The following is a 12,885-nucleotide window of genomic DNA, read 5'->3' on the forward strand; positions in this document are numbered from 1 at the left end:
ATGTCTATCGGCGAATCCGGCTCGTCCGCGACGGGCACCAGTGCTACAACGCGGCGCCTGGGTGCCGCATTTCTAGGGTTGCTGCACAGCCATGTCGAACTGTTCGGCATCGAATTGCAGGAACAGAAAGCACGCACCGTCAGCCTGTTGCTGTTTGCAGGCCTGGCGCTGGTCTTTGCCTTGCTGTTGCTGGTGGGGTTATCGACGCTGGTGATGATCCTGTTTTGGGACACCTACCGCCTGGCTGCGATCATCGGGCTTTGCGTGTTCTACACCCTGGCTGCGATATTTTGCGGGATGCGGCTCAAGGCTGCGGTCTTCGATGAGTCCTCACCCTTCCATGGCACCTTGGAAGAATTGGCCAACGACCGGGAGCGCCTGCTGCCATGAGCCTGCCTGAATTGCCTCACAACTGCTCCCGCGCCGAAATGCGCAAGGCGCTGATCCGCTTGCGCATGGAAATGCACCGCCAGGAAATTCGCCAGGAATCCCGGCAACTGCTGCAACCCTTGCAGCGAGTACGCGGGATGACGCAAAACCTGCAGGACGGTTTCGGCATCAAGCATGCTCCGCTCTGGGGCATGGCCGCTGTGACCCTGCTCGGTTTTCTCACCGGCAAGGGCGCCAAAAACGGTGGCGTCAGCAGCCTGACTCGCCTGGTTCAACTCGGCGCCAGCCTGGGGCCGCTGATCAAACTGGTCATGCAGGGCTCCTCACGTAAACCCTGATCAGCCGCTATCTGGCTGCATTCTTGCAATACCACCGGGATGAACCTCTTTATCGAGGGGTTCGATCCTGCCTACCCGGTGACCAGGTTTATCCAAAAACAAGACCTTACTAAGGAGGCCTCGTGATCGACGGGCAACCGCTCGCCTGCTTTCAGCCGTTCATCGATACCGCGACCGGCCGTATCGCCGGCGTCGAGGCGCTGGGTCGACTGCGTCAGGCCGATGGTCATTTGACCTCTGTCGGCCCGTTGTTCGCCGACCCGCGAACCCCGGCCATCGCTCTGCGCCGTCTCGACCGACAGATCCGCGATAACGCCCTGAGTCGTTTGCATGAGGCCCCTGCGGACTGGTTTCTGAGCCTGAACATGTCACCGCGCTGGATCAGTCGCTTGCGCCCGGACCAAGCGCTGCCAAGCCTCAAGCAATTGGCCAGGCATGGCGTCGATCCGCAACGCATTGTCTTCGAGATCACTGAGCTGGGGGCGACAGCCAACGCCTGGCCGAAGTGGTGGCGCGCTACCGCCAGGCCGGCGCACGGATCGCGATCGATGACTTCGGTGCCGGTTACTCGCAACTCGATCGTGTGCTGGCCCTGCAACCGGACATTCTCAAGCTCGACATGCGCCTGTTTCAGGCCGCCGCCTTGGGCGGTCCGAGCAGCGAAGTGGTCAAGGCCCTGGCGCAAATGGCCGAGAAAACCGGGTGCTGGATCATCGCCGAAGGGGTGGAAACCGAGGCCCAGCTTAATTTCGCACTGGAGTGCGGTTCACGCTATGTGCAGGGATTTCTGTTCGCCCGGGCGCAAACCGGTTTCTTTACCACCGATGCCTTTGTCGAACAGTTCGCGCAACTGCGCCAACGTTATGTTCAGCGCAAGCTGACGGAACGCGGCCGGCTGATGATCATGCGCCGGCAACTCACCGAGCTGATGGCGATCCTGCAAGACTGGGCTCAGGCCCGCGCGCCCCTCAGCGCCTTGCCGCAGCTTGATGCTTTTCCCTGGCTGCTGCGCTTCTACCAGTGCGACCGTCACGGCACACAACTGACGCCCAACCTTGAGTGGCGCAACAACTGCTGGAAGGCCGACAACCGCTACCTGGGCCACAACTGGTCATGGCGCCCGTACTTCTATCACTTGCTGGCCGAGGGTTGGGATGAGCGTCGACTGACCCTTTCCAATACCTACCGCGATGCCACCAGTAACCAGTATTGCCTCACTGCCGGGCAGTTTTTCGACAATGGCGAGCGACTGCTGCTCATCGATATCGACGCCGCCGGGTTGTAGTTCTGCTTGCAGGCACTGGTGCGAGTAAGGACACTGGGCCATCAGTCACTTGACGGAGAGACCCAGCCTTGGATTGGCAAACCCTGCTCACCCGAGAACGCCTCGGAAAGCCGCTGTACAGCCCGGAAGAACTCGGCCGCAGCCCTTTTCACAAAGACCACGACCGTATCATTTTCTCTGGCGCGTTCCGCCGCCTGGGGCGCAAGACTCAGGTCCATCCGGTCTCCAGCAACGATCACATCCACACGCGCCTGACCCACTCGCTGGAAGTCAGTTGCGTCGGCCGCTCCCTTGGGATGCGCGTCGGCGAAACCATCCGCAGTGCCCTGCCCGACTGGTGCGAACCCAGCGACCTGGGCATGGTCGTGCAATCGGCTTGCCTGGCCCATGACATCGGCAATCCGCCCTTCGGTCACTCCGGCGAAGACGCAATCCGTCACTGGTTCCAACAAGCTGCCGGACGTGGCTGGCTGGACGCAATGAGCGAGGTCGAACGCAACGACTTCCTCAACTTCGAAGGCAATGCCCAGGGCTTTCGGGTGCTCACGCAACTGGAGTATCACCAGTTTGATGGCGGCACCCGGCTGACCTACGCCACCCTCGGCACTTATCTGAAATACCCGTGGACAGCCAGGCACGCCGATGCTCTGGGCTACAAGAAGCACAAGTTCGGCTGCTACCAGAGCGAACTGCCGCTGCTGGAACAGATCGCGCACAAACTTGGCCTGCCGCAACTGGAAGAACAGCGCTGGGCCCGTCATCCGCTGGTGTACCTGATGGAAGCCGCCGATGACATTTGCTACGCGCTGATCGATCTTGAAGATGGCCTGGAGATGGACCTGCTGGAATACGCCGAAGTCGAATCCCTGCTGCTGGACCTGGTGGACGACGATATACCGGAAACCTATCGCCTGCTCGGCCCGCAGGATTCGCGCCGACGCAAACTGGCGATCCTGCGGGGCAAGGCCATCGAACACCTGACCAACGCCGCCGCGCGGGCCTTCGTTGAGCAACAGGACGCATTGCTGGCGGGTACGTTGCCTGGCGACCTGGTGGAGCACATGCACGGCCCGGCCAAGCGCTGCGTGCTGAATGCCAAGGACATGGCGCGTAAAAAGATCTTCCAGGACAAGCGCAAGACGCTGCATGAAATCGGCGCCTACACCACTCTGGAAATCCTGCTCAACGCCTTCTGCGGCGCGGCACTGGAACAGCACAACGGTCGCACACCGTCCTTCAAGAGCCGCCGCGTACTCGACCTGTTAGGTAACAACGCGCCCGATCCCCACGGCCCTTTGCATACTTCATTCTTGCGCATGATTGATTTCATCGCCGGCATGACCGACAGCTATGCCAGCGAAATGGCCCAGGAAATGACCGGCCGCTCGGTCCACGGATAAAAAGCGCTAAATCAGCCGTGTCGGATTCTTCTGACCGGCTGATTGAAGTGGCTTGCCCTTCAACCGCGTTTCAACGCGCGCAGAATGCGCCCTGCATGTTGCGCCGAGCAAACTGATCGATAGCCCGGCCGACTCGCGGAATAATCAGGCAAGCGATACAGCTGAACAGCCTGATGTTCCTTGGGTTGGAAGGACTTGAACAGCAGGCCTGCGAGCACCGATCACCCATGCCGGGTACTTGGCCACGTCGCTGAAACAATCCGATTCTAGAAACTTATTGACCTTGGCCTTAACATAAATCCGCACAAACTCCCGACACTCTAATTACAATCGACCACACGATGTAATTTTCAATCTAAACATCCTCACTTCCTGATTACACAATCAAAGCTTTCACATCGAAAACCTAGTTGATACGTAGCCCAATTCCTAATCAGATGTAGGAAACCTCCTATATTGCCGCTATAGGCCCGTCAGTTCATACGCCCCCTCAATTAACTGAGCTAAGGTGCGCGCTTTATTCACGCTCGTATGGGACTTGATTATGAACTCCGTTTTTATTGTCGACGATCACCCTGTCATCCGGCTTGCTGTGCGGATGCTGCTGGAGCATGAGGGTTATAAAGTCGTGGGCGAAACCGATAATGGGGTCGATGCCATGCAGATGGTTCGCGAATGCATGCCTGACTTGATTATTCTCGATATCAGTATTCCCAAAGTCGACGGACTGGAAGTACTCGCTCGCTTCAATGCCATGGGCACACCGTTGAAAACACTGGTACTGACAGCACAATGCCCAACACTGTTCGGCATTCGCTGCATGCAATCCGGGGCCTCGGGGTATGTGTGCAAACAAGAAGATCTCAGTGAACTGGTGAGCGCCATCAAGGCGGTACTTTCAGGTTACAACTACTTCCCCAGCCAGGTCTTGAACCCCGTACGCCCGGATGACGCAAGGTACGCAGAACTTGAATTATTCAAGTCAGTCAACGACCGTGAATTGATGGTATTGCAACTGTTCGCCCAAGGGCGCACCAACAAGGAAATCGCCAAAGGCATGTTCCTGAGCAACAAGACCGTCAGCACTTACAAGAAACGACTCATGCAAAAACTCAAGGCCAAATCCCTGGTAGAACTCATCGAGATGGCAAAACGTAACGCGTTAGTGTGAGAGACAGGATGCCCAGTCGCATAAAGGACTATCTAATAACATTGAGCGCGGGTTTATACCTGAGCACCTCAGTGTCCGCAGCACACACTGGCGTCGAGAACTACAGCCTCCTCAGCCACGCAATCGGCGGACACATGGAAGTCCAACTGGATAAATCTCAGCGTCAATGGGCACAAAACAAACGCGAACTGATACTGGGCACATCAGCCCCCGACTACCCGCCTTTTGACCTGACGGTCAGTGGCCGTGACTATGAAGGCTTCACCGCCGACTACGCCGGAATCCTCGGCCAGACCATGGGGTTGCCGGTGAAGGTCCAGCGCTTCGCTTCGCGCCAGGACGCCATACACGCACTGCAAACGGGCGAGATCGACCTGCTCGGCACGGCCAATGAATTCGAAGCCAGCAATGCCGATATTGTGCTTTCTGCGCCTTATGCCGTAGACCAATCGGTGCTGGTGACACGTGAGGGAGAAACCCAATCGCTGACCGACGGCCTCGCCGGACTGCGGCTGAGCATGGTCTATCACTATTTACCGCGCGAGGAAGTGAAGGCGCTGTACCCCAAAGCGATCATCACCGACTACCCCTCCTACCAGAATGCAATCAATGCAGTGGCCTTCGACCAGGCTGATGTCTTTCTCGGCGACACCATTTCAACCCACTACATGATCAACAAGGGTGACCTGAACAACGTCCGCATGGCCAACTTCGGTAAACGCGAAGCCCACGGCTTCAGCTTCGCGGTGCACAAGGACAACCCGGATCTGCTACAGATCATCAACGCGACGCTCAAGGCCGTCCCAACCAGCGAACGGGAAAGCATCGCCAGGCGCTGGAATGCCGGCAGCGACATTCTCCTCACCGATCACAAGCTGCAACTGACTGAACGCGAACAATGCTGGCTGGCAAAACACCCGGTGGTGCGTGTGGTGGTCAACGAGGCATTTGCGCCGCTGACATTTTTTGACAGCAACGGAAACTTTCGCGGCGTCACCGCCGATCTTCTCGAGCAGATCCGCTTGCGTACCGGTTTGCGCTTCGATATCCAGCGCAGCCGCGACGACAAGCAGATGATCGCCCTGGTCAAAGACAATCAGGCCGACTTGATCGCCGCGCTGCTTCCCAGCGCGCAACGCAAGACCCAACTGCACTTCAGCCGCCCCTACCTGGAAAACTCTTTTGTCCTGCTGACGCGCAAATCCGCCGACAGCGCGACAAGCCTTGCGCAACTGCACGAAAAACGCCTGGCCATTGCCCAGGGCAACCCGCTGATGGACTACCTGCGCCGCGAGTTCCCACGAATCCAGCTGATTGAAACGCCGGACACCGTTCACGCCGTAGAGCTGCTCGCCGGGGGGCAAGTGGAAGGTGCCGTCAGCTCGCTGATCATCGCCAACTACTTCACTTCATCGCGAATCTTCGAACACAAACTGCAAATCAGCACCACCATCGGCACCCAGCAGGCGGCGTTCTCCATGGCCACCGCGCGGGGCGCTACGGAGCTGAATGCCATCCTCGATAAAGCGCTGCGCAGCATTGCGCCGGAAGAGCTGGGTGTCATCAACAGCCGTTGGCGTGGCTACTCGGCGGCCCCGGAAAAAATCTGGAACAACGTTCGCCGGGGGCTCTATCAGATCGTGATCGGTGCCGGCGTGCTGTTACTGATTTCCATCACCTGGAATGCCTGGATGCAGCGCCGGATCAAACAGCGCCAGGCGGCTGAGCGCGCGTTGAACGATCAGTTCGAATTCATGCGCTCGCTGGTCAACGGCACGCCTCACCCGATTTATGTACGCGACCGCCAAGGGCTGCTGCAAAGTTGCAACGACAGTTACCTGGAGGCTTTCCAGGCGAAGCGCGAAGACGTGATCGGTAAAAGCATCATGCCGGGTAACATGAGCAATGCCTTCGAAGCCCGGGAATATCAGGCTGACTATCAACGGGTCATAGCCGAGGGCTCACCGTTGATCGTCGACCGCCCACTGCACATTGGCGGCCGCCGGCTGACGATTTATCACTGGATCCTGCCCTATCGCGATTCGAGTGGTGTAGTGCAAGGCATTATCGGCGGCTGGATCGACATCAGTGAACGGCGACAACTGTTCGATAAGTTGCGGGCTGCAAAAGAACGGGCCGATGAAGCAAACCGGGCCAAAAGTACCTTCCTGGCCACCATGAGCCACGAAATCCGCACGCCGATGAACGCGGTGATTGGCATGCTTGAGCTGACCCTTAAACGCATGGATCAGGGCCATCTGGATCGTTCGTCCATCGAAACCGCGTACAGCTCGGCGAAAGACTTGCTGGAGTTGATCGGCGACATCCTCGATATAGCGCGGATCGAATCAGGGCACCTGAGCCTGAGCCCGGAGCGTGTCAACCGGGTGAAATCGTGGCCTCGGTGGTGAGGATTTTCGACGGCCTGGCCCGGCAAAAAATCTTCGCTTGCTGCTGGAGTTCAATCCGCCGCAGCCGCCCGTGGATGTGATGCTGGACCCACTGCGCTTCAAGCAGGTGCTGTCCAACCTGGTCAGCAATGCCATCAAGTTTACCGAGCAGGGTCAGGTCAAAATCAGCATCGACTTGCTTCCTGGCGATGAGCCCGGACGTACGCAGATGCAGGTGCAAGTCCACGACAGTGGGGTCGGCATCAGCGAACAGGATCAGCAGCGGCTGTTCGAACCCTTCGCCCAGATCGACAACACCGGACAGTTGGCCCGGGGCGGCGCAGGTCTGGGCCTGGTCATCAGTCGCAGTTTGTGCGAAATGATGGGGGGCAGTCTGCAGCTGAGCAGCCAGCCGGGGTTGGGTACCCAGGTCAACGTTTCACTGCACCTGGCGACGCTGCCGCCCGAGTTGGCACCTGACTGGGTCGAACCACTCATCCCCACCAGCGACGCGCCCTTAAACGTGCTGGTGGTTGATGATCATCCCGCCAACCGCTTGCTCATGTGCCAGCAACTGGAATACCTCGGGCATCGTTTTACCGGTGCCTGCGATGGCCAGGCAGGACTGGAAGCCTGGACGCACGAAGACTTCGATCTGGTGGTGGTTGATTGCAACATGCCATCATGAATGGCTACGACCTGGCCTGCGCCATTCGCCTGCTGGAACAGCAACAACACCGCCCCCCTGTACCCTGCTGGGCTTTACCGCCAACGCACAGGCGGAAGAAATACACCGTTGCAAGCAAGCCGGGATGAACGATTGCCTGTTCAAACCCTTGAGCCTGGCTGCGTTGAGTCAATGGGTCGAAAGCCTCAGGCCGGCCCCGCGTGAACAGCCATTCAATGTCGAAGGACTGGACCTGTTGACGGGTGACAATCCGGAACTGGCACAGCGCCTGATGGCCGAACTGCTAAGCAGCAACCGTCGGGATCGCCAGGAGTTGCTGGCCTTGTCGCGACTTGAGCCCCGAGTCGATAACCGCCAGGCCCTGCTCGACGTCGCGCATAAAATCAAAGGCGCGGCCCGAATTGCCCAGGCTACCCGATTGATCGAGTGTTGCGAGGCCCTCGAAAAAGCCTGCCACGACGCAGCGCCGGTGGATGAAGTCGCCCGATGCAATCGGGCGATGGACCAGGCCATGCTCGAACTGGAGCGAGCATTGCTGCACCAGATTGGCCTCAACGCCAACAGCAAAATAGTGGAGCCTTAACTATGCTTGGACGCTGAGCAGTGAGTTAACCACTATGGAGAGACCTGCAATGCCCAGCCCACTGCGCCCGGACCAACGCCGGTTCCCCCTGCACGTCCATATCAGCGTCTTGTTCACTGTCCTGTTGTTACTGACCGGCCTGGTGCTGGGGATTTTCAATTACCGGCAAACCACGCAGATCATTCTTTCCAGCAGTGAAAAGCTCTTCAATCGCATCGAGCAGGATGTACGCCTGGACCTGCAAACCACCTATGAACCCATTCGCCACCTACTGAGCCTGTTGGCTGATATGCCGGCCACCCAGGCCCCGGCCCTTGAGCCACGGCTGGCATTGCTCAAGCCGTTCAGCCAATCGCTCAAGGACAACCCCGACCTGGCTTCGCTGTACCTGGGCTACGGCAATGGCGATTTCTTCATGGTTCGGCCACTGCGCACCGCGGCCCTCAAGACGCTCCTCAAGGCCCCGGATACCGCGGCCTATCAGGTCTGGAGCATCGAGCATCACGGCAATGCCAATCAGCTCGTTTCCCAATCCTTGTTCTACGATCAGGCCCTGAACCTCATCAGCCGCCAGGAGGTGTCCGACGAAACTTACGACCCTCGGACCCGCGCCTGGTTTACCAGCGCTCGTGCGGATCCAGACCAGATCACCACCGAACCCTATATCTTTTTCTCCACCCACAACGTCGGCACCACTCTGGCTCGACGCAGCGGCGACGGTGCGGTGATGGGCGCCGACCTGACCCTGGCCGAACTGTCCGCAACCCTGGCCAAACACGTCGTCACCCCCGGTACCGAAATTGTCCTGTTCGATGCCCAAGGCAACGCCATTGCCTACCCGGACGCCAGCAAACTGATCATCGACGACCAGACCGCTCACCTCAGCAAAGCTGCGGACTTGAGCCCTGGCCTCGGCGCCCTGCTCTCCAGTTCGCCAGCAGGCAATCGCCTGGAGGTTGACGGCCGACAGTGGATTTTTGCCCGCAGCAGCATGCAGGAAGGTGGTCCCCAGGGCCTGCAATTGGCACTGCTGGTGCCTGAAGACGAGTTACTCGTCGATGCCTATCGCCTGCGCTGGCAAGGCGCTCTGATCACCCTGGCCACTTTGCTGCTGTGCCTGCCACTGGGCTGGCTGACGTCGCGAATCCTGGTCAAACCCCTGCATGCCTTGGTGAAGGAAGCCGATGCAATTCGCAGTTTCGATTTCAACTTTCCGGTCAGCCGCCGCTCGCCAGTGCTGGAAGTCGATCAGTTGAGCGTGTCGATGGCACGGATGAAGGACACTCTGGGGAGTTTTTTCCAGATCACCGACAGCCTGTGTGCCGAAACACGCTTCGCGCCGTTGCTGCAGCGAGTGCTGTTTGAAACGGTAAAAATCGCCCAGGCCCAGGCCGGTCTGATCTACCTGCGCGAAGGCGACGGCGATCGAATCGAACCCCACGGCCTGGTCATCAATGGCACGTCCCAGGCCTTGCCGTCGTTTGATATTCAAGGGCATGAACTGCAGAACCCGCAGAACCCGCCGTGGTTACAACAGTTGGCAAGTACCGAGAATGTGGTTGCCAACCTGGGTTTCGAACAAGCCGGGGATTGGCAGAAAGTCTTGCTCGCGATGGAGACCCCGCGGGTACACCTGATCGGTATCCGACTGCGCAACCGGCATAACGAAACGGTAGGCTTGCTGGTTCTGCTACTGGCCGACAGCGGCAGCCAAAGTGACCTGGAAAAACTTCGACCGGATCGCATTGCGTTTCTTCAAGCGGTATCCGGCGCCGCAGCGGTGAGTATCGAAAGCCAGCGTCTGCAGGCGAAACAAAAACAACTGCTCGATTCCTTCATTCAACTGCTGGCCGGCGCGATCGACGCCAAGAGCCCCTACACCGGCGGCCATTGCCAGCGGGTGCCAGCGTTGACCCTGATGCTCGCCCAGGCGGCTGCGGCCAGCCAGGCCCCGGCCTTCAGCGGCTACCAGCCCACTGAAGATGAGTGGGAAGCCTTGCACATTGCGGCCTGGCTTCACGATTGCGGCAAGGTCACAACGCCCGAGTATGTGGTCGACAAGGCCACCAAACTGGAAACCCTGAATGATCGCATCCACGAAATCCGAACCCGCTTCGAAGTGCTCAAGCGGGATGCCTGGATCAACTATTGGCAGGCCATCGCCCTGGGTGGCGACGAGCAGCACCTGGCCGAACTGCGCAATGCCGTACTGGCGGGGCTGGACGATGACTTCAGCTTTGTCGCCCGCTGCAATCTGGGCAGCGAGGCCATGGCCGAAGCCGACCTCAAGCGCCTGAACACCATCGCTCAACGGACCTGGACCCGAACCCTGGATGATCGACTGGGGGTTTCCTGGGAAGAGAACCGTCGTCAGGCGCGCACCCCGGCATCGACGCTGCCGGTCAGTGAAACGCTGCTGGCGGACAAACCCGAGCAACTGTTCGAACGTGCCGAAGGCGATCTGATCCCGGCCGACAATCCCTGGGGCTTCAAACTTGATGTGCCGCGTTACAAATACAATCGCGGCGAGCTCTACAACCTGAGCATTCCCCGGGGCACCCTGACGCGCGAAGAGCGCTACATCATCAATCACCACATGGTGCAGACGATCCTGATGCTCAGCCACCTGCCCTTTCCCGGCCACCTCAACAACGTTGCCGAGATCGCTGGCGGCCACCATGAAAAAATGGACGGCACCGGTTATCCCAAACAGTTGAAGCGCGACGACATGAGCCTGCCGGCGCGGATGATGGCGATTGCCGATATTTTCGAGGCGCTGACGGCGGCCGATCGCCCCTACAAGAAAGCCAAGTCCTTGAGCGAAGCGTTGGGCATCATGGCCACGATGTGCCGTGACGCCCATATTGACCCGCAATTGTTCGAGCTGTTTATCAACGAACAGATTTACCGGCAATACGCCGAGCAATTCCTCGATCCGAAACAGATCGACACCGTGGACCCTGCAAGCCTGCTGGTCAGGGCAGGCTTGAGGTAGTGGCGGTCAATCCCCTGCTCGCGATGGCTGAGTGTCAGTCGACATCAATCTTGACTGTCACACCGCTATCGCGCGCAGGCTCGCTCCCACAGGAGGCATGCTTTAACCGATATTCAGCAATCCGTCAGGCGCAGGAAAATCGCCGCCAATTGCTCGATGCCTGCCTGATCGTCAGCGGTAAACCGCGCCAGTTTCGGGCTGTCCAGATCCAATACGCCGATCAGTCGGCCGTCCTTGACCAAGGGCACCACCAACTCGCTGTTCGACGCACTGTCGCAGGCAATATGCCCCGGGAACGCGTGAACGTCTTCGACACGCTGGGTCTGCAAAGTGGCGGCCGCCGCCCCGCACACTCCGCGACCAAACGGAATCCGCACACAGGCGATCTGCCCCTGGAATGGGCCAAGCACCAGTTCTTCGTTGCGATTGAGGTAGAAACCAGCCCAGTTCAGGTCATCGAGCTGGTTAAACAAAAACGCCGAAAACTGCGCGGCATTGGCGATGAAATCCCGCTCGTCCGCCAGCAACGACTCCAACTGCGCCCAGAGCATGCCGTAGCCTTCGAGGCCCTGGCCGCTCTTTTGTAAATCGATCATGCCTTGTGCTCCAACAGCTTGAGCCCGACCCAATAGCGAGCAAATTGATAGGCGCAACGTCCATTGCGATTACCCCGGCCAGTGGCCCAACGCACCGCGAGGATGTCCAGCTCTTCAGTACGCTGCCAGGCCAGGCCGGCCTTGTCGGCCAATTGCCCGATCCAGTGCTCGACGACGTTGAGGAAGTGTTCCTGGGTAAACGGATAGAACGACAGCCACAGACCGAAACGATCCGACAGCGCGATCTTGTCTTCCACCGCTTCGCTGGGATGCAGTTCACCATCAACGCGTTTCCAGTTCTCGTTGTCGCTTTCCTTTTCCGGCACCAGGTGGCGACGGTTAGAGGTGGCATACAGCAGAACGTTGTCCGGCGCCTGTTCGAGGGAGCCATCGAGCACGCTCTTGAGCACGCGGTAATCACCCTCGCCCGACTCGAACGACAGGTCATCGCAGAACAGCACGAAACGCTGGGGGAATTTGGCGATCTGCTCGACGATACGCGGCAGGTCCGCCAAGTGATCGCGTTCAATCTCGATCAAGCGCAAGCCGGCCTCGGCGTGCTCGGCGAGCAACGCACGAACCAGCGACGATTTACCGGTGCCACGCGAACCCCAGAGCAGCGCGTGGTTGGCCGGCATGCCGTCGAGGAACTGTTGGGTGTTGCGCCCCAGCTGTTCAACCTGGCGGTCGACACCGATCAAATCGGTCAAACGAGTGTCGAGGCTGACTTGCAGCGGCAGCAGAAAACCGCTGCGGCCCTCACGCTGCCAGCGCGCGGCCAGGCAGTGCGCCCAGTCGATAGTTTGTCTCGGTGCCGGCAGCAGCGGCTCGATTCTGGCCAGAACGGCATCGGCACGCTCAAGAAAAGCATTCAATCGGGAATCCACGTCTTCTCCTCGGGCACGTTTCACAGTAATGATGGCGATAAAGCAACCCAACTTAGCGTTCAAATAACCGGCCCACTGTTGAATCTTGAGGCCGGGAAACATCAGTATCCCTGCATGATCGACTATGCTGGAGCAGCGAAGGGAAACGGAAGTGGTTCAACC

At 58.9% G+C, this 12,885-nt stretch carries 7 protein-coding genes and 2 pseudogenes; 7 read left to right on the top strand and 2 right to left on the bottom strand.

The window, feature by feature from the left end; genetic code table 11:
* The 7 genes and pseudogenes from JFV26_RS07920 (at nt 1) to JFV26_RS07950 (ending at nt 11,240) form a co-directional block, all read left to right on the top strand.
* Entirely contained in the window at nt 1-390 is a 390-nt protein-coding gene (locus JFV26_RS07920) for a phage holin family protein (protein WP_201191242.1), read from the top strand.
* Entirely contained in the window at nt 387-728 is a 342-nt protein-coding gene (locus JFV26_RS07925) for a hypothetical protein (protein WP_201191244.1), read from the top strand. Before JFV26_RS07920 ends, JFV26_RS07925 begins: the two co-directional genes overlap by 4 nt.
* Nucleotides 729-850: 122 nt before the next feature.
* Nucleotides 851-2,013, top strand: a pseudogene (locus JFV26_RS07930) (EAL domain-containing protein).
* Nucleotides 2,014-2,081: 68 nt separating this feature from the next.
* Nucleotides 2,082-3,413 carry a deoxyguanosinetriphosphate triphosphohydrolase gene (locus tag JFV26_RS07935; RefSeq protein WP_201191245.1) on the top strand — a complete coding sequence of 444 codons (1,332 nt, stop codon included), beginning with the start codon at nt 2,082-2,084 and terminating at the stop codon, nt 3,411-3,413.
* A 544-nt stretch (nt 3,414-3,957) separates the two neighbouring features.
* Nucleotides 3,958-4,584: a response regulator transcription factor gene (locus tag JFV26_RS07940; protein WP_201191247.1), complete on the top strand. Its 627-nt coding sequence runs from the start codon at nt 3,958-3,960 to the stop codon at nt 4,582-4,584.
* An 8-nt stretch (nt 4,585-4,592) separates the two neighbouring features.
* Nucleotides 4,593-8,245, top strand: a pseudogene (locus JFV26_RS07945) (transporter substrate-binding domain-containing protein).
* A 49-nt stretch (nt 8,246-8,294) separates the two neighbouring features.
* Nucleotides 8,295-11,240: an HD domain-containing phosphohydrolase gene (locus JFV26_RS07950; protein ID WP_201191249.1), complete on the top strand. Its 2,946-nt coding sequence runs from the start codon at nt 8,295-8,297 to the stop codon at nt 11,238-11,240.
* A gap of 113 nt (nt 11,241-11,353) precedes the next feature.
* Here JFV26_RS07950 and JFV26_RS07955 read toward each other — a convergent pair whose 3' ends face one another.
* Together JFV26_RS07955 and JFV26_RS07960 are read right to left on the bottom strand one after the other, a co-directional pair.
* Nucleotides 11,354-11,836, bottom strand: coding sequence for a GAF domain-containing protein (locus JFV26_RS07955; protein WP_007940023.1), 483 nt, complete (start codon nt 11,834-11,836; stop codon nt 11,354-11,356).
* Nucleotides 11,833-12,723 carry an ATP-binding protein gene (locus tag JFV26_RS07960; RefSeq protein WP_201191251.1) on the bottom strand — a complete coding sequence of 297 codons (891 nt, stop codon included), beginning with the start codon at nt 12,721-12,723 and terminating at the stop codon, nt 11,833-11,835. The genes JFV26_RS07955 and JFV26_RS07960 overlap by 4 nt, the downstream gene beginning before the upstream one ends.
* Between the last annotated feature and the right edge of the window lie 162 nt (nt 12,724-12,885).

Origin of the sequence: Pseudomonas sp. TH31 (assembly GCF_016650815.1) — a bacterium.
Lineage (GTDB): Bacteria > Pseudomonadota > Gammaproteobacteria > Pseudomonadales > Pseudomonadaceae > Aquipseudomonas.